Source organism: Streptomyces sp. NPDC000151 (assembly GCF_040301705.1).
Taxonomy (GTDB): Bacteria; Actinomycetota; Actinomycetes; order Streptomycetales; family Streptomycetaceae; genus Streptomyces.
This window is the reverse complement of sequence record NZ_JBEPFC010000003.1, coordinates 87,064-113,235: the sequence shown is the minus strand read 5'-3', so window position 1 is coordinate 113,235 and position 26,172 is coordinate 87,064. Positions and strand designations below refer to the sequence as shown.

General features: G+C 72.0%; 19 protein-coding genes. 11 read left to right on the top strand and 8 right to left on the bottom strand.

Going from position 1 to position 26,172, the window contains the following annotated elements; genetic code table 11:
* From ABT381_RS02275 to ABT381_RS02245, 7 genes are all read left to right on the top strand, one after another.
* Nucleotides 1-1,488 carry an aldehyde dehydrogenase gene (locus ABT381_RS02275; RefSeq protein WP_351586673.1) on the top strand — a complete coding sequence of 496 codons (1,488 nt, stop codon included), beginning with the start codon at nt 1-3 and terminating at the stop codon, nt 1,486-1,488.
* Nucleotides 1,485-2,840, top strand: coding sequence for an ArgE/DapE family deacylase (locus ABT381_RS02270; RefSeq protein ID WP_351586671.1), 1,356 nt, complete (start codon nt 1,485-1,487; stop codon nt 2,838-2,840). Before ABT381_RS02275 ends, ABT381_RS02270 begins: the two co-directional genes overlap by 4 nt.
* Entirely contained in the window at nt 2,837-4,180 is a 1,344-nt protein-coding gene (locus ABT381_RS02265) for an aminotransferase family protein (RefSeq protein WP_351586669.1), read from the top strand. The genes ABT381_RS02270 and ABT381_RS02265 overlap by 4 nt, the downstream gene beginning before the upstream one ends.
* 43 nt (nt 4,181-4,223) lie before the next feature.
* Nucleotides 4,224-5,711 carry an APC family permease gene (locus ABT381_RS02260; RefSeq protein ID WP_351586667.1) on the top strand — a complete coding sequence of 496 codons (1,488 nt, stop codon included), beginning with the start codon at nt 4,224-4,226 and terminating at the stop codon, nt 5,709-5,711.
* A 168-nt stretch (nt 5,712-5,879) separates the two neighbouring features.
* Nucleotides 5,880-7,148 (top strand): phosphonoacetate hydrolase, encoded by a 1,269-nt coding sequence (gene phnA, locus ABT381_RS02255; protein WP_351586665.1) that lies wholly within the window; start codon nt 5,880-5,882, stop codon nt 7,146-7,148.
* A gap of 132 nt (nt 7,149-7,280) precedes the next feature.
* Complete coding sequence (locus ABT381_RS02250; protein WP_351586663.1) at nt 7,281-8,633, top strand: MFS transporter; 1,353 nt, start codon at nt 7,281-7,283, stop codon at nt 8,631-8,633.
* Between the two features lie 55 nt (nt 8,634-8,688).
* On the top strand, nt 8,689-9,834 hold the full coding sequence (locus ABT381_RS02245; RefSeq protein ID WP_351586661.1) for a TIGR03364 family FAD-dependent oxidoreductase: 1,146 nt from the start codon (nt 8,689-8,691) through the stop codon (nt 9,832-9,834).
* Between the two features lie 100 nt (nt 9,835-9,934).
* Here ABT381_RS02245 and ABT381_RS02240 read toward each other — a convergent pair whose 3' ends face one another.
* Both ABT381_RS02240 and ABT381_RS02235 read right to left on the bottom strand, forming a co-directional pair.
* Nucleotides 9,935-11,380 (bottom strand): glyceraldehyde-3-phosphate dehydrogenase, encoded by a 1,446-nt coding sequence (locus ABT381_RS02240; protein WP_351586659.1) that lies wholly within the window; start codon nt 11,378-11,380, stop codon nt 9,935-9,937.
* A 100-nt stretch (nt 11,381-11,480) separates the two neighbouring features.
* On the bottom strand, nt 11,481-12,959 hold the full coding sequence (locus ABT381_RS02235; RefSeq protein WP_351586657.1) for an aldehyde dehydrogenase family protein: 1,479 nt from the start codon (nt 12,957-12,959) through the stop codon (nt 11,481-11,483).
* A gap of 223 nt (nt 12,960-13,182) precedes the next feature.
* Between ABT381_RS02235 and ABT381_RS02230 the strand changes: the two genes are divergently transcribed.
* Nucleotides 13,183-14,073 (top strand): LLM class F420-dependent oxidoreductase, encoded by an 891-nt coding sequence (locus tag ABT381_RS02230; RefSeq protein WP_351586655.1) that lies wholly within the window; start codon nt 13,183-13,185, stop codon nt 14,071-14,073.
* A 24-nt stretch (nt 14,074-14,097) separates the two neighbouring features.
* On the opposite strand, the gene ABT381_RS02225 is transcribed toward ABT381_RS02230, so the two are convergent.
* From ABT381_RS02225 to ABT381_RS02210, 4 genes are all read right to left on the bottom strand, one after another.
* Nucleotides 14,098-15,306, bottom strand: coding sequence for a cytochrome P450 (locus ABT381_RS02225; RefSeq protein WP_351586653.1), 1,209 nt, complete (start codon nt 15,304-15,306; stop codon nt 14,098-14,100).
* A gap of 14 nt (nt 15,307-15,320) precedes the next feature.
* Nucleotides 15,321-16,271: a PDR/VanB family oxidoreductase gene (locus ABT381_RS02220; protein ID WP_351586651.1), complete on the bottom strand. Its 951-nt coding sequence runs from the start codon at nt 16,269-16,271 to the stop codon at nt 15,321-15,323.
* A 118-nt stretch (nt 16,272-16,389) separates the two neighbouring features.
* Nucleotides 16,390-17,145 carry an IclR family transcriptional regulator gene (locus tag ABT381_RS02215; RefSeq protein WP_351586649.1) on the bottom strand — a complete coding sequence of 252 codons (756 nt, stop codon included), beginning with the start codon at nt 17,143-17,145 and terminating at the stop codon, nt 16,390-16,392.
* A 7-nt stretch (nt 17,146-17,152) separates the two neighbouring features.
* Nucleotides 17,153-18,973 (bottom strand): SpoIIE family protein phosphatase, encoded by a 1,821-nt coding sequence (locus tag ABT381_RS02210; RefSeq protein WP_351586647.1) that lies wholly within the window; start codon nt 18,971-18,973, stop codon nt 17,153-17,155.
* Between the two features lie 211 nt (nt 18,974-19,184).
* Between ABT381_RS02210 and ABT381_RS02205 the strand changes: the two genes are divergently transcribed.
* The 3 genes from ABT381_RS02205 (at nt 19,185) to ABT381_RS02195 (ending at nt 24,365) form a co-directional block, all read left to right on the top strand.
* Nucleotides 19,185-23,288, top strand: coding sequence for a HAMP domain-containing protein (locus tag ABT381_RS02205; protein WP_351586721.1), 4,104 nt, complete (start codon nt 19,185-19,187; stop codon nt 23,286-23,288).
* Nucleotides 23,285-23,866, top strand: a complete 582-nt coding sequence (locus ABT381_RS02200) for a response regulator (RefSeq protein ID WP_351586645.1) — start codon at nt 23,285-23,287, stop codon at nt 23,864-23,866. The genes ABT381_RS02205 and ABT381_RS02200 overlap by 4 nt, the downstream gene beginning before the upstream one ends.
* A gap of 73 nt (nt 23,867-23,939) precedes the next feature.
* The gene (locus ABT381_RS02195; protein WP_351586643.1) at nt 23,940-24,365 is read left to right on the top strand and encodes a GNAT family N-acetyltransferase; all 426 of its coding nucleotides are present in this window, start codon (nt 23,940-23,942) and stop codon (nt 24,363-24,365) included.
* Nucleotides 24,366-24,387: 22 nt separating this feature from the next.
* On the opposite strand, the gene ABT381_RS02190 is transcribed toward ABT381_RS02195, so the two are convergent.
* Nucleotides 24,388-25,803, bottom strand: a complete 1,416-nt coding sequence (locus ABT381_RS02190; RefSeq protein ID WP_351586641.1) for a BNR repeat-containing protein — start codon at nt 25,801-25,803, stop codon at nt 24,388-24,390.
* A 31-nt stretch (nt 25,804-25,834) separates the two neighbouring features.
* Nucleotides 25,835-26,155: an L-rhamnose mutarotase gene (locus ABT381_RS02185; protein ID WP_351586640.1), complete on the bottom strand. Its 321-nt coding sequence runs from the start codon at nt 26,153-26,155 to the stop codon at nt 25,835-25,837.
* Nucleotides 26,156-26,172: the final 17 nt, after the last annotated feature.

Below are 26,172 nucleotides of genomic sequence, written 5' to 3'. Positions count from 1 at the left end.
ATGAGCACCCTCACGCACGACGACTGGCAGCAGCGTGCCGCCCAACTCCGGCCGGAGACAAGGGCGTTCATTGACGGCGAGTACGTCCACGCCGCCGACGGGCGCACCTTTTCCGACATCGACCCCGCGACCGGTAAGACCGTCGCCGACGTCGCCCGCTGCGGCGCCGCGGACGTCGACGCGGCCGTGCGGGCCGCCCGTGCCGCCTTCGAGGACGGCCGCTGGTCCAGGGTCGCGCCCGGCGAGCGCAAGCGCCGGCTGCTCCGGCTCGCCGAGCTGATCACGGAGCACGGCGCGGAGCTGGCGCTGCTGGACACCCTGGACATGGGCAAGCCCATCACCGAGACGCTCACCGTCGACGTACCGGGCGCGGCCGGCTGTTTCGCCTGGCACGCGGAGGCCGTCGACAAGCTGTACGACGAGGTGGCACCGACCGCGCCGGGCACCCTCGCGACGGTCCGCCGGGTGCCGCTGGGCGTGGTCGGCGCGGTGGTGCCGTGGAACTTCCCGCTGGACATGGCGAGTTGGAAGCTGGCGCCCGCGCTGGCCGCAGGCAACAGCGTCGTACTGAAGCCCGCCGAGCAGTCCCCGCTCTCCGCACTGCTGCTCGCCCGGCTCGCGACCGAGGCCGGCATCCCCGACGGCGTACTGAACGTCGTCCCGGGCTTCGGCGAGGAGGCGGGCCGGGGGCTCGGCCGCCACCCCGATGTCGACGTGCTCGCCTTCACCGGGTCCACGGCCGTCGGCAAGCTCTTCCTCTCCTACGCCGCCGAGTCCAACCTCAAGCAGGTCTGGCCCGAGTGCGGCGGCAAGAGCCCGAACCTGGTCTTCGCCGACGCCGACCTGGAGGCCGCCGCCGAGAAGGCCGCCTGGGGCTTCCTGTACAACTCGGGCCAGGTCTGCTCCGCCAACACCCGCCTGCTGGTGGAGAGTTCCATCGCGGAGGAGTTCACCGCCCGGGTCGTCGACCACGTACGGCAGTGGCGGCCCGGCGATCCGCTCGACCCCGCGACCGTGCTCGGTCCGCTGGTCGACGAGGCGCAGGCGAACCGCGTACTGGGCGCGGTGGAGAGCGCGCGAGCCGCGGGCGCGACGGTGGCCTGCGGCGGCACCCGCCCTGACCGCCCCGGCGCGTACCTCGACCCGACCGTGGTGACCGGACTGACGCCGGACGCGCCGCTGGCCCGCGAGGAGCTGTTCGGCCCGGTGCTGGCCGTGCTGCCGTTCGGGGACGAGGCCGAGGCGGTGCGGCTCGCCAATGACTCGCCGTACGGGCTGGCCGCCTCGGTGTGGACCCGGGACATCGGGCGCGCCCACCGCGTGAGCGACGCACTGCACGCCGGGACGGTGTCGGTGAACACGGTGGACGCGCTCGACCCGGTGACGCCGTTCGGCGGCTTCAAGCAGTCCGGCTTCGGCCGCGACCTGTCGCTGCATTCGTTCGCGAAGTACACGGGGCTGAAGACGACATGGATCCAGTACGCATGACGCATCGTCAGCAGATGGTGTGCGAGGAGATCGCGCGGCGCGCCGACGACCTGGTCGCGCTCACCACCACCCTCGTCGGCTTCGACACGACCGTACGGGGGTCGGCGGGCGAGCCGGCGCGGGACGAGGCGGACCTGCAGGAGTTCCTGGCCGGGCGGCTGCGTGCCGCGGGCGCGACGGTGGACGTGTGGACGCCGGGCCCCGGGGACCTGCCGGAGTCGCCGCAGACCCCGCCGCGGCTGGGCTTCGACGGACGGCCGCAGCTCGTGGCGCGGTTCGCCGGTACCGGCGGGGGCCGCAGCCTGCTGTTCAACGGGCACATCGACGTGGTGTCGGCCGAGCCGCGCGGCGACTGGGCCTCCGATCCGTTCCGGGCCGAGGTGCGGGACGGGCGGCTGTACGGGCGCGGCACGTGCGACATGAAGGGCGGTATCGCGGCCGCGGTGGTCGCCGCCGAGGCGCTGGCCGCGCTCGGCATCCGGCTGCCCGGCGATCTGCTGATCAACACGGCGACCGACGAGGAGTGGAACGGCGCGGGCACGCTCGCCTCGGTCGGATACGGGGTGCGCGCCGACGCCGCCGTCGTGCCCGAGCCCACCGACCTGAACGTGGTCACCGCCCAGCGCGGCATCCTCGGCGGGACGGTCACGGTCGCGGGGCGGCCGGGGCACGCCGAGTTCCCGCCCGGCGACTGGCGGGCGGGCGGCGCGGTGAACGCCATCGAGAAGACGCTCCCGGTGCTCGACGCGGTGCGGGAGCTGCGCGAGCAGTGGGCGGCGGACCCCGCGCACCGCCACCCGCTCCTCCCGCCGCCGTCCATCGTGCCCACGATGATCAAGGGCGGCGAGTGGTGGGTCACCTACCCCGCCTCCTGCGAGGTCTGCCTGGACGTCACGTATCTGCCCGTGCAGGCGGACGGCGGCGGCTGGGCGAGCCGGGTCCGTACGGAGATCGAGGAGACCGTACGGAAGGCCACCGGGGCCGACGGGTGGCTGGCCGCGCATCCGCCGGTCTTCGCCTGGGACACGGAGCTGGCGCCCGCGGAAGTACCGGGTGATCACGCTCTGGTGGCCGCGCTGACCGGGGCGGCGGGCGGTCTCGGCCGCGCCCCCCGCGTCGTCGGCGAGCCGTCCTGGACCGACGCCGCCACCCTGACCCGCTTCGGTGGCACCCCGGCCGTGTGCCTGGGCCCGACGGCCACCCGTCCGGACGGCTCCCCCACTCTCCACACCGTTGACGAATACATCGAGGTCAGCGACCTGGTCGCGACCGCGCAGACGCTCGCGCTGACCGCACTGACCATGACCACGACGACGACCACGACCACCGAACCTCCGAAGGGGACAGCATGAACCACGCCGAACTCGCCGCCGCCGACCGGGCCCGGATCATCCACCCGTACCTCCCCTCCTCCGTCGAGGAGCGCGTCGTGATGACCGAGGGCTCCGGCTGCCGGCTCACCGACGCCGAGGGCCGCTCGTATCTCGACGCCACCGGCGGGCTCTGGCTCGCGCAGATCGGGCACGGCCGCGAGGAGGTGGCACGGGCCGCCGCCGAGCAGATGCGGAAGCTGGAGTACTTCACCAGCTTCTGGGAGTTCTCCAACGACCGGGCGATCGAGCTGGCCACCCGGCTGACCTCGCTCGCGCCCGAGGGCCTGGGCCATGTGTACTTCACCTCCGGCGGTTCGGAGGGCAACGAGGCCGCGATCAAGATGGCGCGCTACTACCACCACCGGCGCGGCGAGTCCTCGCGCACATGGATCCTCGCGCGGGACAAGGCCTACCACGGCATCGGCTACGGCGGCGGCTCGGCGACCGGCTTTCCGCTGTACCACGAGGGGTTCGCGCCGATGATGCCGCACGTCAGCCACCTGACGCCGCCGTGGCCGTACCGCAGCGAGCTGTACGGCGGCGAGGACCCGTGCGACTTCCTGATCCGGGAGCTGGAGGAGCGGATCGCGGAGATCGGGCCCGGCAACATCGCGGCGATGATCGGCGAGCCGATCATGGGCGTGGGCGGGATGCTGGTGCCGCCGGCGGACTACTGGCCGCGGGTGCGCGAGGTGCTGGACCGGCACGGCATCCTGCTGATCTTCGACGAGGTGGTGACGGCGTACGGGCGGGTCGGCGAGTGGTTCGCGGCCCAGCACTTCGGGGTCACGCCGGACATCATCGTCACCGCCAAGGGCATCACGTCCGGCTACACGCCGCTGGGTGCGCTGCTGGTCGGGGACCACGTGGCGGAGCAGCTGCTGCGCGAGCACGGCTTCCCGATGGGCTACACGTACAACGGCCATCCGGTGGCCGCGGCCGTGGCGCTCGCGAACCTCGACATCATCGAGCGGGAGGGGCTGCTGGCCCGCGCGGTGGAGATCGGGGGTGCGCTGCACGGCGAACTCCAGGCGCAGCTGGGCGACTTGCCGGTGGTCGGCGAGGTGCGGTCGGTGGGCATGATGCTGGCCGTCGAGCTGGTCGCGGACAAGAAGACGCGCGCGCCGCTGCCGGTGCGGCCCGAGCGGATGCCGCACGATGTGATCCGGCGCGAGACGGGCGTGATCGTACGGGACTCCGCGCACAGCATCGTGCTGTCCCCGCCGCTGATCATGACGGAGGCGGAGGTGAAGGAAACGGTGACCGCGATGCGGTCGGTGCTCGCCCGCACCCTGCCGACCGGCGAGATCCGGGACTGATCCACTCCTCCGCAACCGGCCACGACTGGAAGGGCGCACTGCCGTGTCCGTACCACCCACCAGATCCGCACCCGCACCACCACCTCCTCCGCCTGCCCCTGAGACCGTCCCCCATCTGCACCGCAGCCTGCGCCGGTTCGACATCATGGCGATGGGTGTGGCGGCCGTCATCTCCTTCGACGTGCTGGGGCAGATCGCCGCGGGCGGGGGCGAGGCCGTCACCTGGATCGCCGCGATCGCGGTGGGCTTCCTGCTGCCGTACGCGCTGGTCTTCGCCGAGACGGGGGCGGCTTTTCCGCAGGAGGGCGGCCCGTACGTCTGGGTGAAGCTGGCGTTCGGGCGTACCGCCGCGGCGCTCACCACCCTGTTCTACTGGGTCACCAATCCGGTGTGGCTCGGCGGTTCGCTGGTCTTCGTGGCCGCCGAGTCCTGGGACGGCTTCGTCTCCCCGCTCGGCTCCGGGACGGTGGCCGACTACGCCTTCAAGCTGCTGTTCATCTGGGCGGCGATCCTCACCGCGATCGTGTCGCTGCGGCGTGGCAAGTGGATCACGACGGCGGGCGCGGCGGCGAAGGTGCTGGCGCTCGCCGTCTTCTCCGGCACGGCCGTGGCGTACGGCGTCGAGCACGGTTTCCACGGCCTGGACCACGCCTCCTTCGCCCCCTCCGCGGTCGGCTTCCTGGGTCTGGTGCCGGTGCTGCTCTTCGCGTATGTCGGCTTCGAGGCGCCGAACGCGGCGGGCGACGAGATGCACGATCCGCAGCGGGACGTCCCGGTCTCCATCGGGATCTCCGGGCTGATCGCGACGTGCTGCTATCTGATTCCCGTACTGGCGATCCTCTCGGCGGCGCCGGCCGGGCAGGTGACGGGCATCGGCGGGTTCATGGACGCGGCGCGGCTGGTCTTCGGCGTGTACGGGGGCTGGAGCGGGCCGCTGCTGACGACGGCCGCCGTGCTGTTCGTCTTCGCGCTGCTCACGCAGGGCAGTGCGTGGATGATCGTCAGCGACCGGATGCAGGCGATGACGGCGGCCGACGGCGGGTTCTTCAGCCGGGGCCTGGGCGCGTTCCACGAGCGGCTGGGCACGCCCGTCCGTATGAACCTGCTCTCCGGGATCACCGCGACGCTCTTCATGGTCGCCGCGATGCACCTGGCGTCCGGGGACGCCGCCGCGGTCTTCGGCGTCGTCCTGACGGTCGCGATCACCACACTGCTGCTGTCGTACCTTGTGATCGTCCCGTCCCTGATCCGGCTGCGCCTCCGCCGCGCGGAAGTACCCCGCCCGTACGAAGTGCCGTTCGGCACCCGCGGCTTCCTGGTGTACGCGTCGCTCGTCTACGCCTGGATCGTGCTCGGCTCCTGGGTGGCACTGTTCCCCGGCACCCTGGAGCACCTCGTCGGCCTGCACTACGACTTCGCCGACACCTGGGGCGTCTCCCGCGCCACCTTCGAGACCTTCACCCTGGGCACGGTGGTCCTGCTGCTGGCCGTGGGCGTTCTCGGCCTGCGAGGCGGGCGCGAGCGCGGCTGAACCGGTCCGACGCGGCGGCCGTCCCCGGTCCACCGGGGGCGGCCGCCGCGTCGGGTTATGAGCGGTATAGGAATTCCGGTGGTTCTGCCGCGGGGCGTCGCGGTGTTCTCTGGTGGGGCAGGGCGGCGCGACCGGCCGCCGACTTCGACCTCAGGGGTGGAACCGCACATGAAGGAAGCTGGTGCCGAGCGGCGGACCGAGCGGCTGACCGTCAACGGGCGCGGCTACGCCTGGCCCGCCCGGCCCGTCGTCGTGGTGTGCATCGACGGCAGCGAGGACGCCTATCACGAGCGGGCCATCGCCGACGGCCGGATGCCGTTCCTGGAGCGGATGCTGCGGGACGGCAGCGATCTGCGCGCGGACTGCACGATGCCGTCCTTCACCAATCCCAACAATCTGTCGATCGCGACCGGGGTGCCGCCGTCGGTGCACGGGATCTGCGGCAATTACTTCTACGACCCGGCCGCCGACGCCGAGGTCATGATGAACGACCCCGAGCTGCTGCGGGCGCCGACGTTGTTCGCGGAGTTCTCGCAGGCCGGCGCCAAGGTCGCGGTGATCACCGCCAAGGACAAGCTGCGCCGGCTGCTGGGCAAGGGCCTCAAGGACGGCATCTGCTTCTCGGCCGAGAAGGCCGACCGCGTCACGCAACAGGACAACGGCATCGAGAAGGTGCTGGAGCGGGTCGGCATGCCACTGCCGTCGGTCTACAGCGCCGAGCTGAGCGAGCTGGTGATGGCGGCGGGCGTGGACGTGCTGGAGCGGGACCGCCCGGAGCTGACGTATCTGTCGCTGACGGACTACATCCAGCACAAGCACGCGCCCGGCTCTCCCGTCGCCAACGACTTCTACGCCATGCTGGACGGCTATTTCGCGCGGATCGACGCACTCGGCGCCGTGCTGGTCGTCACCGCAGATCATGGGATGAACGCCAAGAGCGATGGCGACGGGGACGCTCAAGTGGTGTTCCTGCAGGACGAGTTGGACGCACGGCTCGGCGCGGGCGCGGCACGGGTCGTGCTGCCCATCACCGACCCGTACACCGTGCACCACGGCGCGCTCGGCTCGTACGCGACGGTGCACCTGCCGCAGGGCGCGGATGCCGACGCGCTCCGCGCCGAACTCGCCCGCCTCGACGGCGTGTCCGAGGTGATGGGCCGGGAGCGGGCCCGCGTCCGCTTCGAGCTGCCGGGCGACCGCATCGGCGAACTGGTCGTCATCGCCGAGCGCAACACGGTACTGGGCACGACGCCCGCTCGGCACGACATCTCCGGCTTCAAGGAGCCGCTGCGCTCGCACGGCGGACTGACCGAACAATGCGTGCCGTTCCTGGTGAACGCGCGGGTCGGGCCGGTCCCCCAGGGCCACCGGCTGCGTAACTTCGACAGTTACTGGGTGGGCACGTCGGTGGCGGCGGGAGTGCCGCTCACCGCCTGACCCACTGTCAGCCCACCCCTCTTACGGACGACCCACCCCCCATACGGACGCACCACCCGGCCCCGGCGTGCCGCCGAGGCGCGCGCCGGGGCCCCGTCATGCCCGAATCCAGGCCGAGGGACAGGACACGCCATGGCCGACCTCGCACCGCAGTCCGTACCGCCACAGCCACCCGAGCAGCCGCCGGGAGGCGTGCTCAGCACGCGGGAGGCGCTGAAGGGGATGACCCGCTGGCGCCGGCGGATCTTCGCGGTCACCTGGCTCGCGTACGCGGGCTTCTACTTCGTCCGCCAGGCGTTCTCGGTCGCCAAGCTCGGCATCCTGGACGATCCTCTGGTGAGCGGGGTGCTGACCGAGCAGGTGCTCGGCGTGCTGGACGCGGTGTACCTCGCGGCGTACGCGGCCGGGCAGTTCCTGTGGGGCATGTGGGCCGACCGCTTCGGGCCGCGGGTGGTGGTCGCCGGCGGCATGGTCGGCGCGGTGCTCGCCGCGTGCGCGATGGGAGTCAGCAGCGCCGTGCTGGTGTTCGGCGGGGCGATGGTGCTCCAGGGGCTGGCGCAGTCGACGGGCTGGGCGCCGCTGTGCAAGAACATGGGCAGCTTCTTCACGGTGCGCGAGCGGGGCCGGGTGCTCGGCATCTGGAGCAGCAACTACGCGTTCGGCGGGCTCGCGGCGCCGCCGTTCCTGGGCTGGTGGGCGTACGAGGTCTTCGACAGCTGGCACGCGGCGTTCCTCGCGGGCGCGGCGACGCTCGCCGTCGTACTGGTGCTGTTCCTGGTGTTCCAGCGGAACACCCCGCAGGACGTGGGGCTGCCGGACCCGAACCGTACGGAGGAGGAGTCCGCGGCGGGCGACCAGGCGTCGGCAGCGCCCCGCCAACCCGCCCTGGTCCTCTACAAAGAAGCGTTGCGCGACCGCATGGTGCTGACGCTGGGCGCCGCGTACTTCCTGCTCAAGCCGGCCCGGTACGCGATCCTGCTGTGGGGCCCGGTGATCGTCAGCCGGCGGCTGCCGGAGGTCGGCAACGTGGGCGCCACGCTCATCCCGGTGGCGTTCGGGGTCGCGGGCGTCCTCGCGCCGATCCTGATCGGCTGGGTCTCCGACACCGTCTTCCGGTCCCGCCGGGTGCCGCCGTGCGTCCTGGCGCTGGGCCTGCTGACGGTGGTACTGGCGCTGTTCATGCCGCTGACGGCGACCGGCAACGCGGCGGTGATGATCGCGGTGCTGGCGGTGATCGGGCTGGCCGTGTACGCGGCGGACGCGATGATCAGCTGTGTCGCGGCGGTGGACTTCGGCAGCGCCGGCGGCGCGGGCACGGCCGCGGGGCTGGTCAACGGCTGCGGCTCGGTGGGCGCCATCCTCGGCGGCCTGCTGCCCGGCTTCCTCTCCGGCACCGCACTCTTCTACGGCTTCGCGGGCGCCGCGCTGCTGGCCGGTCTCCTGCTGCTGCCGCAGTGGAACCGCGTACCGGCCGCGGCTTCCTGAGCCACGCTTCTCGCAGGTCCATCCACAGTGCACCACCACTGAGAGGGGATCACTCATGGCGAACCGTGCCACCCACCGGGCCGACACCGCCGTCGTCGGCGGCGGCATCGTCGGACTGGCGCACGCCCTCGCGGCCGCCAAGCGCGGCGACCGCGTCGTCGTCTTCGAGCGCGACGACCACTCCGTCGGCGCGTCCATCCGCAACTTCGGCATGATCTGGGCGGTGGGCCAGCAGCGCGGCGCGGTGTACGAGCGCGCCCTGCGCAGCCGCGAGATCTGGCTGGAGGTGGCGACCAAGACCGGGCTGTGGGCGGCGCCGACCGGCTCGCTGCACCTGGCGCACCGCCCCGACGAGGCCGCGGTGCTGGAGGAGTTCGTCGCGACCACGCCGGCGGCCCGGGAGCGCGGTACGGAGATGCTGTCCGCCAAGGAGGCGGTGGCGCGCAGCCACGCCGCGCGTCCGGACGGACTGCTGGCCGCGATGTGGAGCCCGACGGAGCTGAACGTCGACCCGCGGCACGCGATCCCGGCGGTCGCGGCGCACCTGGCCGAGGAGTACGGCGTGGACGTGCGCTTCGGCGCGACGGTGCGCGGTATCGGTATGCCGACGGTGTCGACCACGGCCGGCGACTGGCGGGTGGACCGGGTCTTCGTCTGCAGCGGCAACGACTTCGAGACGCTGTACCCGGAGGTGTTCGCGGCGAGCGGGCTGGTCCGCTGCAAGCTGCAGATGCTGCGGACGGGCGTGCAGCCCGGCGGGTGGCAGCTGGGTCCGATGCTGTGCGGTGGGCTGACGCTGCTGCACTACGCGGCGTTCGAGGACCTGGCGGCGCGCGCCGCGCTGGACGCGCGGATGCGGGCCGAGCTGCCGTTCCACCGGGACAACGGCATCCACGTACTGCTGTCGCAGACGGCGGACGGGCGGCTGACGATCGGCGACAGCCATGCGTACGCCACGACCCACGACCCGTTCGAGAGCGAGGAGATCAACGCGGCGATCATGGCGTACCTGGCGGGCTTCGCCCGGCTCCCGGACACCACGATCACCGAACGCTGGTCCGGCTTCTACCCGTCCCTGCGCGACGGCCGCACGGAGCTGGTGGTCGACCCGGAGCCGGGCGTGACCGTGGTCAACGGCGTCGGCGGGGCCGGGATGACGCTGTCCTTCGGGCTGGCGGAGGAGAACGTCGCGGCGCGCTGAGCGGCCGTACCGCGCTGAGCGGGTACGCGGGCGGGCCCGGCGGAATCCTCCGCCGGGCCCGCTCCGTGCGTGCGCCGTGGACCGTACGGTCCCGTCGGGATCAGACAGCCGGGGCCGGGTAGGTCGGGTACTCCACCCCGGAGACGTGCTGGACGACGCGGATGACCTGGCTGGAGTAGCCGAACTCGTTGTCGTACCAGAGGTAGAGGATCGCGTTGTCGCCCTCGACCTTGGTGGCGCCGGCGTCGACGATCGAGGCGTGCCGCGAGCCGATGAAGTCGTTGGAGACCGCGTCGGGGGCGCTGGTGAAGTCGATCTGGCGGCGCAGCGGCGAGGTCAGCGACACCTCGCGGAGGTGATCGAGGACTTCCTCGCGGGTGGTCTCGCGGGCGAGCTGCAGGTTGAGGATCGCGATCGAGACGTCCGGGACCGGGACGCGGATCGAGCTGCCGGTGATCTTCGCCTTGAGGTCGGGCAGCGCCTTGGCGACGGCGGAGGCGGCGCCGGTCTCGGTGATGACCATGTTGAGCGGCGCGGAGCGGCCGCGGCGCTCGGACTTGTGGTAGTTGTCCAGCAGGTTCTGGTCGTTGGTGAACGAGTGGACGGTCTCCACGTGGCCGCGCACGACGCCGTACTCGTCCTCCATCGCCTTCAGCGGCGGGACGATGGCGTTGGTGGTGCAGGACGCGCAGGACAGGATCTGCTCGTCCGGCTTGATGGTGTCGTGGTTGACGCCGTGGACGATGTTCGGGACGTCGCCCTTGCCCGGGGCGGTCAGGACGACCTTCTCGACGCCGGGGCGCAGGTGCGAGGACAGGCCCTCGCGGTCGCGCCACTTGCCGGTGTTGTCGATGAGGATGGCGTCCTTGATGCCGTACGCCGTGTAGTCGACCTCGGAGGGGTCGTTGGCGTAGATCACCTTGATCTCGTTGCCATTGGCGATGATCGTGCTGTTCGCCTCGTCAACGGTGATCGTGCCCTGGAACTGGCCGTGGATGGAGTCGCGGCGCAGCAGCGAGGCGCGCTTGACGATGTCCTGGTCACCGCCGCCGCGGACGACGATGGCCCGCAGCCGCAGGCCGTTGCCGGAGCCGGCCTTCTCGATGAGCAGACGGGCGACGAGGCGGCCGATGCGGCCGAAGCCGTAGAGGACGACGTCGCGTCCCTCGCGGCACTCGATCTTGTTGGCGCCCGTGGCACCGGCGACGGCCTCGGCGGTGAACGCCTCCACCGACAGACCCCGGTCGTCCGCGGCGTAGGTCTCGGCGAGCCGGCCGATGTCGATCTGGGAGGGGCCGAGGTCGAGCGTGGTGAGGGCCTGCAGGAACGGCAGCGTCTCGGTGACCGAGAGCTCCACTCCGGCGATCTGCCGGGCGAACCGATGAGTCTTGAGGATGCTGACCACCGACTTGTTCACCAAGGAGCGGCTGTGGAGGAGGACGGTGACGTCCCGCTCCCGGTGCAGCTTCCCGATGATCGGGATCATCGACTCCGCGATCTCCTCGCGGTTCTTCCAGTTGGTGAACGAGTCGTCGTTGACAGTCACAGGCTTATCTCTCGATCGAGCTAGGCGGTGCTCACATGATAAACCCCTCTTCTTCTGATCTTTTCACCGGTCCCCCTGGGCACTCCTGCCCCGCAGCCGCCTAGTAGCTAATGCAGGCGGAGTGCCACTCCGTGTAGAAGTCCCACACCTGCGGCGAGCACTCCGGCGGGCCGTACTGGGACGCCTTCGCGCCGACGTGCGGGAGGTGCGCGTACGCGCCCACGCCCGGGCGGTTCACGTGCAGCATCCCGGCCTCGAAGCGCTCGATGGCCTCGAAGGCGCGGGACTGCGAGGCGGTGAAGATCGTGCCGGACATGCCGTACTTGACCGAGTTCGAGATCCGCATGGCGTCGTCGAAGCCGTCCGCGTCGACGACGGCGAGCACCGGCCCGAAGACCTCCTCCTGGGCCAGCTCGCTGTCCCAGGGCACGTCGCGGATCACGGTGGGCTGGACGTAGCAGCCGTCCGGCAGGCCCTCCCCGGTCGCCCGGCCGCCGCCGCACAGCACCTTGCCGCCGTCCCGCTGCGCCCCGGCGACGGCCGCCAGCGCCGCGTCCAGCCGCGCGGTGTTCACCACGGGGCAGATCTGCGAGGCGGGATCGTCGCCCGGGCCGACCTTCATGCCCGCCACCCGGGCCACCAGCCGGTCCAGGAAGGCGTCCCGCACCCGGACGTCGACGACGGCCCGGCTGGTGGCGCTGCACCGCTGCCCGGCCTGCCCGAACGCGCCGTGCACGACGGCGTTCACGGCGCCGTCCAGGTCCGCGTCGTCCAGTACGATCACCGCGTTCTTGCCGCCCAGCTCCAGCTGCGTACGGAGCAGCCGGTGGGCGCCGCCGGTGTGGATGGCGGTGCCGACGGGCAGCGAGCCGGTGAAGCTGATGCCGGCCACGGCCGGGTTCGCGACCAGCGCCTCGCCCGCCGCGACATCGCCCTGCACGAGGTTGAGTACTCCGTCGGGCAGTCCTGCCTCGTGGAACACCTCGGTGAGCAGGGCCGCGGTGAGCGGGGTGAGCGGCGAGGGCTTGAAGACGGCCGTGCAGCCGGAGAGCAGGGCCGGGGCGACCTTCCACATGGGGATGGCGAGCGGGAAGTTCCACGGCGAGACCAGCCCGACGACGCCGATGGGGCGCCGGAAGGTGTACGCGAACGTGCGGTCCTCCTCGGCGGGCGCGGTGACGCCGCCGAGCAGCCGCGCCTGGCCCACGGTGAAGTCCAGTACGGCGCGGGAGCGGGCCACCTCGCCGCGGGCCTCGCCGAGGAGCTTGCCCTGTTCGCGGGTGATGGCGCGGGCGAATTCCTCGGCGCGCTCGGTGAGGAGGCGGCCCGCCTCGGCGAGGATCGCCGCGCGGCGAATGGGGCCCATGGCGCGCCAGGCGGGCAGGGCCGCGGCCGCGGCGTCGGCCGCGCGGTCCACGTCGACGCCGCCGGACTCGGCGAACTCGCCGAGCTGATCGCTCAGGTCGGCCGGGTTGATGTTCGTACGGGTCTGCCCCGATTCGGCCGGGCTCCACCGACCGTCGATGAAGTTCAGCAGGTGATGTGCCGCGAGGGGCTGCCGCCCCGATACGTCTGCCATGCCTCGTCCCTTCGCCGGACATTCGCCGGACAACTGTCGCCACTGGGCTGCCGCCAGGCTGTCCCAGCGAAGGTCGCCGCACCATCCGGGAATTGGCAATGCCCCCGATAGCGCTCCCCTATCTGGCACCGTGGCGGCGGGCGCGGCTGGCACCCTGCCGCGCGCCGCGCGGTGCCGTGCGTACGGACAGATCACGGACAGATCCCTGACCTCAGGAGGCTCGATGACCCGGCCGTTCCGTTTCGGTGTCAATACGCTCGCGATCGCCTCGGGCGGTGAGTGGCGCGCCAAGTGCCGCAGGGCGGAGGCGGCCGGCTACGACGTGCTGCTCGTACCGGACCATCTGGGCATGCCGGCCCCCTTCCCCGCGCTGGTGGCGGCGGCCGAGGCCACCGAGCGGCCGCGGGTGGGCACGTTCGTACTGAACACCGGCTTCTGGAACCCGGCGCTGCTGGCCCGCGAGGTGGCCACCACCGACGCGCTCACGGGCGGCCGCCTCGAACTGGGTCTGGGCACCGGGTACGTGCGTGCCGAGCACGAGTCGGCGGGGCTGCCCTGGGGCGGTCCTGGCGAGCGGGTGGACCACCTGACCCGCACGATCGAGGAGCTGGACCGGCTGCTGGGCGACCCGGAGCACGTCCCGCACGCCGTGCAGACGCCCCGGCCGCCGCTGCTGATCGGCGGCAACGGCCCACGGATGATGCGGCTGACGGCGCGGCACGTGCAGATCGCGGCGTTCCAGGGCGGCCGGCAGGCGCCCGGGAAGCCGGAGGGCACGCTGGAGCTGGCCTCCGCCGAGCAGATGGACGCGACGGTCGCCCGGTACGCGGAGGCCGCGGCGGACCGCGCGGAGCCGGCCGAGCGGAACATCCTCGTACAGCGCGTGGTGATCACCGGTGACCGCAGGGCGGCGGCCCGTGAGTTCGCCGCGCAGGACATCGGCCTGGACGAGGAGCAGCTGCTGGACGCGCCGACGCTGCTGTTCGGCACGGTCCGGCAGATCGCCGACCAGCTCCGCGAGCGCCGGGAGCGGTACGGCTTCTCCTACGTCACGGTGCTGGACGCGGCCCTGGAGACGTTCGCCCCGGTCATCGAGGAGCTGCGGGGCAGCTGAGCCTCCGGGCCCGCGTGCACGGGGTCAGCGCACCACGAGCCGCAACGGCAGCGACTCCCACGCCCGCAGCGTGTTGTTCAGGTGCCGGCGCGGCGGGCCCGCCGGCTCGATCCGGGCGACGCGTTCGGCGAGCGCGGTGAGCAGGGCCTCGGCCTCCAGGCGGGCGACGTGCTGGCCGACGCACTGGTGGAGCCCCATGCCGAACCCGACGTGGCCCGAGGGGTCGCGCGCCACGTCGAAGCGGTCGGGGTCCGTCCAGCGCCGCGGGTCCCGGTTCGCTGCACCGAGGAACATCAGGATCTTCTTGCCGTCCGGGATGACGGCCCCGCCGATGCCCAGGTCCGCCGTGGCCGTACGGAAGAAGGTCTGTACGGGCGACTCCCAGCGGACCGCCTCGTCGAACGCGATCCGCGCGGCGCCCGGCTCCGCGCGCAGCCGCTCCCACGCGCCGGGGTGGGTCGCGACGGCGTGCAGTACGGCGGCGAGCGCGTGCACGGTCGTGTCGACGCCCGCCGAGAGGAGGGAACGGACGATGCGCGGCGCCTGGTCGTGCGTGATGTCGCCGCGGTCCGCCGCGGCCCAGATCGCCGCGCCGAAGCCGGTGTCGTCCAGCGCCTCGCGCCGGCACTGCCCGTCGACCCAGGCGGCGTGCCGGCCGATGGCGCCGGCGCCCGCGCGGACCAGGTCGTTGTCCGGGCCGAAGGAGTTGAAGAGGTGGTCGCCGTACGGCAGCAGGTGCGCGCGCCCGTCCTTGGGCAGGCCCACCGCGTCGGGGAACACCCGCAGCGGGAAGGCCTGGGCGAGCGCGGGCACCGCGTCCAGCTCGCGGGCGCCCGCGGCCCCCGCCAGCACCTCGTCGACCAGCCGCCGGGCGTCGGCGTGCCAGGCCTCGCGCAGCCGGCGCAGCGCCCGGGGGCCGAGCACCCGGCTCAGGACGGCGCGGGGTGCGTCGTGGTGGGGCGGGTCGGCTTCGAGGAGCAGGCTCGGCGGGCGCCAGGGCGGCTCGTACCGGAAGTTGCTCAGCCCCACGCCGGCCGCCGACTGGAATCCCTGCCAGTCGGTGAGGGCGGCGTGCACGTCGTCGTAGCGGCCCATCGCGTAGACGTCGTACTTCGTGAGGTGGACGAGCGGCCCGGCGTCCCGCAGCCAGGCGTGGAAGGCGGTGGGGTCCGCGAGGACGTCCCGGCCGAAGGGATCGGCGTCGGTGCGCGGCAGCGGCTGAGTGACGGTCATGGTTCCTTCTCCCCTCACAGGTCCAGGTCGAGGCGGTCGGAGCAGGCGCGCGAGACGCACGGGAACATGGCGTCCCCGCGCGCCCGTTCGGCGTCGTCGAGGAGAGCGTCGCGGTGGTCGGGCACGCCGGCCAGCACCGTGGTCTCGCACGTGCCGCAGGTGCCGCGGCCGCACGAGGAGAGCACGGCGACGCCGGCGGCCCGTACGGCTTCGAGGACGGTGCGGTCCGGTGTGACGGTGACGGTCAGGCCCGAGCGCCGCAGCCGTACCTCGAAGGGCGCGTCGCGTACGGGCGCCTGCTCCCGGGGGACGAAGCGTTCGGTGCGCAGCAGGCCGGTCGGCCAGCCGGTGCACAGCCGTTCCACCGCGTCGAGCAGCCCGGGCGGCCCGCAGCAGTAGACCTTGGTTCGCCCGTCCGGGCGGGGCAGCGCGGCGGCCAGGTCGAGCGGGCCGTGCGTGTCCTGCGGTACAAGGGTGACCGCGTCGCCGTACGCGGCCAGTTCACCGGTGAACGCCATGGTGGCGCGGGTCCGGCCGCCGTAAAGGAGCCGCCAGGGGGTGCCGGTGAGCTGTGCCTGGTGGATCATCGGCAGGAGCGGGGTGATGCCGATGCCGCCGGCGAGGAAGAGATACCGCTCGGACGGCGCGAGCGGGAAGTTGTTGCGCGGACCGCCGACCGCGACCGTGTCGCCTGCCGCGAGCTCGTCGTGGACGCAGGCGGAGCCGCCGCGCCCGGCGGGCTCGCGGAGCACGCCGATGCGGTACTGGTAGGGATCCCAGCGGTCGCCGCACAGCGAGTACTGGCGCGTGCGGCCGCCGGGCAGGACGAGGTCGATATGGGCGCCGGGCGTCCAGTCCGGCAGCCGGCGGCCTTCGGGGTGCCGGAGCGTCAGCGTCACGACACCATCGGCGGCGCGCGTCTTCTCCGCCACGCGCAGACTGATCAGGGAGTGAGCGGGGCTCATCGTGCTCCTCTCTTCGATGCGCAGAGGATGCGCCGTGGAGAGAGGAGCCGACGAGACCGGTTCCCATTGAATGGGCGTTTTACGGGCGTTGGCCGACCGCCCGGTCCGATTCGGGCCCTCAGCGCGTCGGCCCCGCCAGGGTTCGTTCCACGGCGCGGGCGGCCAGTTGGAGGGGGCGGATCGGGGAGTGGGCCGTGTCGTCGTTGGGGACGACGCAGCCGAGGGCGGCAGCCACCCGGCCGCCGGGGCCGCGTACGGGGACGGCGACGCCGGCCGCGTCCTCGTGGAGGTGTCCGGCGCACAACGCGTGGCCGCAGCGCCTGATCTCCGCGAGCGTGGCGCGCAGAACCCTGGCGTCGGTGAGGGTGTGGCCGGTGTAGGCGGGCAGCGGGCCGCCGAGTACCCGTTCCTGGAAGTCCGCCGGGGCGTGCGCGAGGAGGACGAGGCCGGTGGACGAAGCGTGCAGCGGGAGCCGGCCGGCGATCCTGGTGATGTTGACGACCGCGCCGGGCGCGGTGAGCCGTTCGACGAAGAGCACTTCAGCGCCATCGAGGACGCCGAGCTGGGTGGAGTGGCCGATGACGGCGTGCAGGTCGGCCATGAACGGCATGGCCGCCTCGCGCAGGGTCAGCGTCGGCGAGGCGCGCTGCGCCAGCTCCCAGAAGCGGACGCCGATGCGTACCCGGCGCCGCCCGTCGCGGCGCAGCAGCCCGTGCTGCACCAGCTCCTCGACGAGGCGGCCCGCCGTGGCGCGCGGCAGCCGGGCGCGGCGGCCGATCTCGGTCACGGTCAGCGCCGTGGCCTCCGGGCCGAAGGCCTCGAAGATGCGCACGGCCCTGGTGAGGAGCGATTCACCGCTGGACGACCTGGCCATCCGCTCATCATGCCCGGCCCGCCCCCCGTACCGGTACAGGCACCGCTTCCAGTACGAGCACGGCGAGGTCGTCGTCGATCGGGTCGGGGCTGAAGTCGTGGGCCGCCTGCCGCACCCGCTCCGCCACGGCCGTGGCGCCCAGGCCCACGCAGCCGCCGAGCACCTCGGCCAGGCCGTCGTTGTCGTCCAACTGCCGGTTGCCCCTGCGGCGTTCGGTCACGCCGTCGGTCACGCACAGCAGCGTCTCGCCCGGCGCGAGGTGGAAGGAGTTCGCGCGGAACTCCGCGTGCTCGTCGATCCCGAGCAGCATCTGCGGTTCCGCGGCCGTCGTCACCGTGCCGTCCGCCGACAGCCGCAGCGGCAAGGGGTGTCCGGCGCTGGCCATGGCGAAGCGCGCGCCGCCCGAGACGGCGTCGGGCTCCAACTCCCCGTACAGCAGACTCAGGAACCGGGAGCCCGCCTGCTCCCCGCCGACCGTCACCGCTTCCGTGCTCTCCTCCGCCATGGCGAGGTTGAGCCGGCCGAGCAGGGCCTCGACGCCGTGGCCCTCGCGTGCCAGCAGCCGTACGAGGTGGCGGGCCAGGCCGGTGACGGACATCGCCTCCAGGTCGTGCCCGCACACGTCGCCGAGCAGGAAGCACCATCGGCGGTCGCCCCTGGGGAACAGGTCGTAGAAGTCGCCGCCGACGCTCTGGCCCTCGCCGAAGGGCTCGTAGACGAGCGCCGTATCGATGCCCGGGATGGCCGCGAGGGAGGTGGGCAGCTGCCTGCGCTGGAGCGAGTGGCTGATGTCCGCCTGCCGCGTGTAGTGACGGGCCGTGACCACTCCCTGGGCCACCCGTCGTGCCACGTCCTGCGTGAGGCGTACGACGTCGCCGGTCATGCGCGGCAGTCCCGCTCGGCCGATGAGCAGCGCGCCGTGCCACCGGCCGCCCGCGACCAGCGGGAACATCAGCGCCGAGCCGCTCGGCTCGGTGGCGTCCGCCGCCTCCGGCCAGGGCCAGGCGATGCCGGTGGTGCTCAGCGTGGCGGGCGGCGGGCGGTCCTCCTCCAGGGCCTGGCGGAGCGTACGGATGCGTTCCTCGTCCCGGTGCCAGACGCGGGAGAGCCGCATCCGGCCCTGGGGGGTGGTCAGCCATACGCCGCACCAGTCGGCGAGCCTGGGCACCAGCAGCTGTCCGGTGAGCGCCGCGATCATGTCCTCGTCCAGCTGCCCAGTGAGCAGCTCGCTGACCTCGGCGAGGAAGGACTGCCCTGCGGAGTCGGCTGCCTCGGGGGCCTGGGCGCGGCGGTCGGGCGATACGGCGCCGTGGGCCGCCGCCGCGAGGTGGTCGTCGCGGCCGGGCCGGGCCTCCATGGGGGTGGCCAGCCGGAACCACACGGTTTTCTCGGTGTGCCGGCAGGTCACGCCCCAGGATTCGGCCAGCGCGCGCAGCAGCCGCAGGCCGTGGCCGTGCAGGTGGTCCCGCAGGTCCTGCCCGTCGTGATCGGCGCCGGAGGGCTGGCGGTCCACCACTTCGACCACGACACCCACGTGCCGCGTCCCGCCCGGCGTGGGCGAGGCGGGGAAGCCGTCCCCAGTGTCGAGGCGGCAGCCGACCTCGATCTCGAATCCGCCGTGCGCGGTGGCGGCGGTGGTCAGCTCGCTGACGAGGAGGACGGCGTCGTCGGCGAGTCCGCCGCTGATCACCGGTGTCCCGGGGAGGGCCGGTGCGGCCAGTCCGGCGAGGGCGACGCGCAGGAATCTGCGGGCCGCGGAGGGCGCGAGCGCGTTGGCGGGCAGCCGGATCCGCGGCGTGGAGTCCCGCAGGTCGGAGGTGGTCTCCACAGGCGGCTCCCGGCTCGGTTCCGGCGCTGAGGTCAATGAATGTAGCGTAAATCGCCCCAGAGGGGTACATATGGCTTTATTGCTCGATTGAGGACATTCCATTATGGAACGCGCTTCGGACACCGCGCCGGACACCGATACTGGGGCGCCGGACACCGCGCCCGGGACCGCCGGGCCCGCCGACCGGCCCGGCGCCGCCCAGGACGAGCGGATGCTGCGCGCGGCCGAACTGCGACCGCTGCTCGCGGCGATGAACGCGGTCCGTGACGGCGATTTCACCGTACGCGCGGACGGTGCCTACGAAGGTGTCACCGCGGAGATGGCGGAGGCGTTCAACCAGATCGTCACGCGGAACGCGCACCTGGCCTCGGAGCTGCAGCGGGTACGCCAGGAAGTGATCCGGGAGGGCCGGCTGGACGAGCGGCTCGCGGCCAGTCCGGGGCACGGAGCCTGGACCACGAGCGTGGACGCGGCCAATACGCTCCTCGAAGCGCTGGTCGTGCCGGTCGGGAACGCCACCCGCGTACTGGACGCGGTCGCGGACGGCGATCTGACCCAGCGGGTCGAGCTGCACGACGGAAAGCGACAGCTCCACGGCGATCTGCGCCGCCTCGGGCGCGGCGTGAACCGCATGGTGGACCAGCTCTCGCTGTTCACCGGCGAGGTGACCCGGGTCGCCCGCGAGGTGGGCACCGAGGGACGGCTGGGCGGCCGGGCGAAGGTACAGGGGCTGTCGGGCGACTGGCGTCATGTGACCGAGGCCGTCAACGCGATGGCCGCGCGGCTGACCGCGCAGGTCCGCGACATCGCGGTGGTCACCACGGCGGTCGCCCGCGGCGATCTGACCCAGCAGGTCACGGTCGAGGCGACCGGTGAGCTGCTGGAGCTGAAGCTCACCGTGAACACGATGGTCGACCAGCTGCGGGCGTTCGCGGACGAGGTCACCCGGGTCGCCCGCGAGGTCGGCACCGAGGGGCAGCTGGGCGGCCGGGCCCATGTGGCGGGCGTCTCCGGCGTGTGGAAGAACCTCACCGACAACGTCAACTTCATGGCGTCGAATCTGACCTCGCAGGTACGCAACATCGCCCAGGTGACCACGGCGGTCGCCAACGGCGATCTGAGCCAGAAGATCACGGTGGACGCCCGGGGCGAGATCCTGGAGCTGAAGTCGACGATCAACACGATGGTCGACCAGCTCTCCGCCTTCGCCGACGAGGTCACCCGTGTCGCCCGCGAGGTCGGCACCGAGGGCCGGCTCGGCGGCCGGGCCCAGGTCCGCGGCGTCTCCGGCGTGTGGAAGGACCTGACGCAGAACGTCAACTCCATGGCGGACAACCTCACTTCGCAGGTACGCAACATCGCGCAGGTCGCCACCGCCGTCGCCCAGGGCGACCTCGGCAAGACGATCACGGTGGAGGCGAAGGGCGAGATCCTGGAACTGAAGTCGACGATCAACACGATGGTCGACCAGCTCTCCGCGTTCGCCGACGAGGTCACGCGAGTGGCGCGCGAGGTGGGCACCGAAGGGAACCTGGGCGGACAGGCACAGGTCCGCGGCGTCTCCGGGGTGTGGAAGGAGCTGACGGACAACGTCAACTTCATGGCGCTGAACCTGACTTCACAGGTGCGCAACATCGCCCAGGTGACCACGGCGGTCGCCGACGGCGACCTCTCGAAGAAGATCACGGTGGACGCCCGGGGCGAGATCCTTCAGCTCAAGGACACCGTGAACACGATGGTCGAGCAGCTGCGCGCGTTCGCCGACGAGGTCACGCGGGTCGCCCGCGAGGTCGGCACCGAGGGCCGGCTCGGCGGCCGGGCCCAGGTCCGCGGCGTCTCCGGGGTGTGGGAGGACCTGACGGAGAACGTCAACTTCATGGCGGACAACCTCACTTCGCAGGTGCGCAACATCGCGCAGGTCGCCACCGCCGTCGCCCAGGGCGACCTGTCGAAGAAGATCGATGTCGACGCGCGCGGCGAGATCCTGGCGCTCAAGACGACCATCAACACGATGGTCGACACGCTCTCCTCGTTCTCCTCCGAGGTGACGCGGGTGGCCCGCGAGGTCGGCAGCGAGGGCCAGCTCGGCGGCCAGGCCCGGGTCGAGGGCGTCTACGGCACCTGGAAGCGGCTGACCACCGGCGTCAACGAGCTCGCGTCGAACCTCACCACCCAGGTACGCGCCATCGCCGAGGTGGCGAGCGCGGTCACCCAGGGCGACATGTCGCGCTCCATCACGGTCGAGGCGAAGGGCGAGGTCGCCGAACTGAAGAACAACATCAACCTCATGGTGTCCAACCTCCGCGAGACCACCCGCGCCAAGGACTGGCTGGAGTCCAACCTCACCCGCATGGCCGCCCTCATGCAGGGCCACCGCGATCTGGTGGAGGTCGCGGGACTGATCCTCAGCGAGCTGACCCCACTGGTCAACGCGCAGTTCGGCGCGTTCTTCCTGGCCGAAACCGGCGCGCGCCCCGGCGAGGGCCTCCAGTTCATCGCCGGGTACGGCACCGACCAGGCCGGCGGCGAGAGCCCGCTCCCCGGCTCCGGCACCCCGGGCCGCGGCCTGATCGCCCAGGCGGCGAAGGAGAAGAAGCGCATCCTCGTACTGGACGCCCCGCCGGACTACATCACCATCAACTCCGGGCTCGGCGCGGCGCTCCCGGCCAGCATCGTCATCGTCCCCATCCTCTTCGAGGGCGAGCTGCTCGGCGTGATCGAGCTGGCGTCGCTCAGCAGATTCAGCGCTGTGCACCTGGCCTTCATCGACCAGTTCGCCAACACGATCGGCGTCTCGTTCAACACGATCATCGCCAACTCCCGTACCGAATCGCTGCTTTCCCAGTCCCAGCGGCTCACCGCCGAGCTGCGCGAACGCTCCGACGAGCTCCAGCGCTCCAACGCCGCGCTGGAGGAGAAGGCGGCGCTGCTGGCGACCGCCTCGCAGTACAAGTCGGAATTCCTGGCGAACATGTCGCACGAGCTGCGCACGCCGCTCAACTCGCTGCTGATCCTCTCCCGGCTGCTCGCCGACAACCCCGACGGCCATCTCTCCGAGCAGGACGTGCAGTTCGCCGCCACGATTCACCGCTCGGGATCCGACCTGCTCCAGCTGATCAGCGACATCCTCGACCTGTCGAAGATCGAGGCGGGCCGGATGGACGTCCACCCGAAGGAGCTCTCCCTCGACAAGCTGCTCGACTATGTGCACGCGGCCTTCCGGCCGCTGACCGTCGACCGCGGGCTCGGCTTCGAGATCACCGTCGGCGACGACGTACCGCACGAGCTGTACTCCGACGAGCAGCGCCTCCAGCAGGTCCTGCGCAATCTGCTGTCCAACGCGGTGAAGTTCACCCACTCCGGCGGTGTGGAGCTGCGCGTCGAGCGGGTGCCGGGCGAGGAGTTCGCGGAGGAGACGCTGCGGAACGCGGAGGCCGTCGTCGCGTTCCGCGTCAAGGACACCGGCATCGGCATCTCCCCCGACAAACTCCCGGTGGTCTTCGAGGCGTTCAAGCAGGCCGACGGCACCACCCATCGCAAGTACGGCGGGACCGGCCTCGGCCTGTCCATCAGCCGGGAGATCGCCGGGATGCTCGGCGGCCGGATCGAAGCCGAGAGCGAGGTCGGCGTCGGCTCCCGATTCACCCTGTACATCCCCGCGCGCCACCCCGACGGCGTGGAACTCCCGGCCCCGGAGGACGGTCTGCGCCCGGTGGCGGAACCGAGCCGGGTGACGGAGCCGAGCCCGGTGACCGAGCCGAGCCCGGTGACGGAGCTGCGCCCAGTGGAGGTGCCGAGCGAGGACGCCTGGCCGCAGACGACGCGGCTCAAGGAGTGGCTCAGCGGGCGCCCGGGGCGGGTGCTGGCCGGGCGCCGGATCCTCATCGTCGACGACGACATCCGCAACGTCTTCGCCCTCACACACGTACTGGGCCGGGTCGGCATCACCGTGAAGTACGCGGAGAACGGCCGCGAGGGCCTGGAGGTCCTGCAGCGCACGCCCGACGTGTCCTTGATCCTGATGGACATCATGATGCCCGAGATGGACGGCTACGAGACCATTCGCGCCATCCGCGGCACCCCCCGGCTCGCCGATCTGCCGATCATCGCGCTCACCGCCAAGGCCATGCCCGGCGACCGCGAGAAGGCGATCGAGAGCGGCGCCTCCGACTACGTACCCAAGCCCGTGGACATCGACCGCCTGCTGTCGGTGATCTGCGCGCTGCTCGACCCGCAGACCGGCACGGCGTCACCGGACGACGGCGACGGTGCGTCGCAGGACGATGCCGGCGACGCGCCGAAGGGCAGGCCATGACCACCGTCGCGCCCGACCAGTGCAGCATCCTCCTCGTCGACGACATGGAGGAGAACCTCGTCGCGCTGGAGGCCGTACTCGGCCCGCTCCACCAGAAACTGGTCCGCGCCCGCTCGGGGGAGGAAGCCCTGAAGGCGATGCTGCGCCAGGATTTCGCGGTGGTGCTGCTGGATGTCGTGATGCCCGGCATGGACGGCTTCGAGACCGCCGGCACCATCAAGCGTCTCGATCAGACCAAGGACGTGCCCCTCATCCTGGTGACCGGCGCCAACCCCGAAGCGGACTACGCCTACCGGGGATACGCGGTCGGCGCCGCCGACTTCCTCACCAAGCCCGTCGACCCGTGGATACTGCGCACCAAGGTCAACGTCTTCCTCGATCTTTACCGCAAGAACCAACGACTGGCCGCTGCCGCGGAGGAGCCGGGCAGCGGAGAACGGCTGGCGGAGATCGCCCAGCAGCTCGCCCGGATCGAACTGCTCCTCCGCAACACCCCGCCCCCCGACCCCGCGGCCATCGCCGACCGCGTCGCGGAAGTGGCCCGCTCCGTGGACGGCCTGCGGGGGAACGGCGACTGACGGGCCGCACACCCGGGACCCGGGTTCCGGAAATCGTTCGCCCCACAGGCCGGTGATCTGCTTGGCTCGCCCCATGAGTGATCTTCACATCCGTCCCGCCACCCCCGCGGACATCGACACCGTGCTGCGGTTCTGGCGCGACGCCGCGGAAGGGACGAGCATCAGCGACGACCGGGACGGGATGGCCCGGCTGGTCGCCCGGGACCCGGAGGCGCTGCTGCTGGCCGAGCGGGACGGCGAGCTGGCCGGCACGGTGATCGCCGGGTTCGACGGCTGGCGCTGCCATCTGTACCGGCTGGCCGTGCACCCCGAGCGGCGGCGGCAGGGCATCGGGCGGGCGCTGCTGGCGGCCGCCGAGGAGCGGTTCGCCGCGCTGGGCGGGCGGCGCGCGGACGCGATGGTGCTCGACCGCAACGAGCTCGCGCACCACGCGTGGCACGCCTCCGGGTACGCCCCCGAGCCCCAGTGGAGCCGTTGGGTCCGCCATCTGAAGGACTGAAACGCTCGGGGGGACCGCCCCGCTACCGCGGCAGCCGGAAGTCGACCACGTGGATCGGCGAGGGCGTGGTGCCGGTCGACCGCCGCTGGTACATGAACGACAGCACGCCGTCCTGCGCGACGCGTGTGTCGTCCACGACGACCTCGCCGAAGGCGTTCAGGCCCGCGCCGTCGTAGACGGTCTTCCAGTCGGTCCAGCCGGACGACTCGGACGCGGCGACGATCCGGCCGTACGGCATGACGGCGTAGGCGTTGTCGTGCGCGTCGAAGACCAGGTGCGTGCGCTGCGAAGAGTTCAGCGGCACGGGAATCTCGGTCTTCTTCCACTGGCCGCGCGCGTCCTCGTACACGTGGAAGGCCCGTCCGTAGCGCACCCGGTCGTCGACGTAGTCGCTGGTGCACTGGGTGAAGCGGCCGGGGACGTACGAGATGATCGCGTGCGGCCGGCCGGCGGAGTCGGTGGCCTGGCTCTCCTGGTTCATCAGCGAGTGGTCGGGGCCCAGCGGGTCGACGACGGTGCGGTCCTCGACCGACACCTTGTCCGCGCCGCCGGTGACGCCGACGACCTTGCCCGCGGCGTCGCGCCAGGTGCGGCCGCGGTCGGTGCTGTGGACGTAACCGGTGTCGTGGTTGGTGATCCCGCCGCCGTCGCACATGACCGCGCCGTTCTGCTCCCGCCAGGTGAAGAAGGCGTGGAGGGTGCCGTCCGCGCCGTAGTCGATGCCGTGCAGGTACATGTTGCGGGCCGAGCTTGCGCCATGGTCCGTGGTGTAGGTACCGGCGGAACCGCTCCACTCCCCCAGCGGCTTCCAATGGGCCCCGTCGTACTCCGCCAGTGCGTTGCGGCCGTTGCCGGAGACGCCGACGCGATAGCTCAGCTGCAGCCTGCCGTCGGGGGTCGCGACGAACTGCGGGTAGGTGAACTCGTCGGTGAGCGCGACACCGTCCAGCGTGGTCTGCACGTCCCCGAAGGCGCGCGGGTCCCAGGCGCGCCCGGCGGGCGAACTCACCAGCCCCGCCGCCGACTTCACGTAGAAGTAGCCGCTGCTGTGCGAGTCCATGGCGAGGTGCAGTCGGCCGTCGACGCGGGAGATGCCCATGGAGATCACGTTGTGCGAGTCGTCGACGCTCAGCCGGTGCGGCAGTTCCACCGTCTGCCACTCCGTGCCGGTCACCGGGCGGCGGGCGACGACGGCGTGCCGGTCGGCGGTGTACCAGGCGGCGTACTGGTAGCCCTTGTAGGTGAGCAGGCCGTTCTTCTGGAAGGAGTTGTTGTTGACGAGCCCGTCGTAGGAGACGAAGTACAGGGCCTGCGCGTCCAGTTGGGTGTCACCGAGCTTGCTGACCGCCGGTCCCTGATCGGCCGCGTGCACGGGGCCGGCCCCCGACACGGAAGCGAACAGCGACACGGCGAGCACTCCGGCGGCGAGGGGTCTCATGGGTTTCCCGTCCTGCGGTCGGTCGAGCGGTTCAGTCGAGGTGGAACACTTCTGTCAGCGGGCGCATGGCCTCGTCCGGCTGCGCGCCGTCGAGCGCCTCGAAGAACGGCGCCATCTCCGCCTGCCAGCGGGCGTTGACGTCCGTGGCGGCCATCGCCTCCTGGGCCGCGGTGAAGTCCTCGGTCTCCAGGTAGCCGACGAGCAGGCCGTCCTCCCGCAGGAAGAGCGAGTAGTTGTGCCACCCGGAGGCGGACAGCGCCGCCTGCATCTCCGGCCAGACGGCGGCGTGCCGCTCGCGGTACTCGTCGAGGCGCTCCCGGCGCACTTTGAGCAGAAAGCAGACGCGTTTCATGGGTCCCACTCGTCTTG

Excerpts from the sequence above, each read along its gene's own strand:
- ABT381_RS02195 (WP_351586643.1), top strand. The coding sequence starts at position 23,940 with ATGAGTGATCTTCACATCCGTCCCGCCACCCCCGCGGACATCGACACC.
- phnA (WP_351586665.1), top strand. The coding sequence starts at position 5,880 with ATGAAGGAAGCTGGTGCCGAGCGGCGGACCGAGCGGCTGACCGTCAAC.
- ABT381_RS02245 (WP_351586661.1), top strand. The coding sequence starts at position 8,689 with ATGGCGAACCGTGCCACCCACCGGGCCGACACCGCCGTCGTCGGCGGC.
- ABT381_RS02215 (WP_351586649.1), bottom strand. The coding sequence starts at position 17,145 with ATGGCCAGGTCGTCCAGCGGTGAATCGCTCCTCACCAGGGCCGTGCGC.
- ABT381_RS02220 (WP_351586651.1), bottom strand. The coding sequence starts at position 16,271 with ATGAGCCCCGCTCACTCCCTGATCAGTCTGCGCGTGGCGGAGAAGACG.
- ABT381_RS02270 (WP_351586671.1), top strand. The coding sequence starts at position 1,485 with ATGACGCATCGTCAGCAGATGGTGTGCGAGGAGATCGCGCGGCGCGCC.
- ABT381_RS02225 (WP_351586653.1), bottom strand. The coding sequence starts at position 15,306 with ATGACCGTCACTCAGCCGCTGCCGCGCACCGACGCCGATCCCTTCGGC.
- ABT381_RS02205 (WP_351586721.1), top strand. The coding sequence starts at position 19,185 with ATGCTGCGCGCGGCCGAACTGCGACCGCTGCTCGCGGCGATGAACGCG.
- ABT381_RS02265 (WP_351586669.1), top strand. The coding sequence starts at position 2,837 with ATGAACCACGCCGAACTCGCCGCCGCCGACCGGGCCCGGATCATCCAC.
- ABT381_RS02200 (WP_351586645.1), top strand. The coding sequence starts at position 23,285 with ATGACCACCGTCGCGCCCGACCAGTGCAGCATCCTCCTCGTCGACGAC.
- ABT381_RS02250 (WP_351586663.1), top strand. The coding sequence starts at position 7,281 with ATGGCCGACCTCGCACCGCAGTCCGTACCGCCACAGCCACCCGAGCAG.
- ABT381_RS02185 (WP_351586640.1), bottom strand. The coding sequence starts at position 26,155 with ATGAAACGCGTCTGCTTTCTGCTCAAAGTGCGCCGGGAGCGCCTCGAC.
- ABT381_RS02190 (WP_351586641.1), bottom strand. The coding sequence starts at position 25,803 with ATGAGACCCCTCGCCGCCGGAGTGCTCGCCGTGTCGCTGTTCGCTTCC.
- ABT381_RS02235 (WP_351586657.1), bottom strand. The coding sequence starts at position 12,959 with ATGGCAGACGTATCGGGGCGGCAGCCCCTCGCGGCACATCACCTGCTG.
- ABT381_RS02275 (WP_351586673.1), top strand. The coding sequence starts at position 1 with ATGAGCACCCTCACGCACGACGACTGGCAGCAGCGTGCCGCCCAACTC.
- ABT381_RS02230 (WP_351586655.1), top strand. The coding sequence starts at position 13,183 with ATGACCCGGCCGTTCCGTTTCGGTGTCAATACGCTCGCGATCGCCTCG.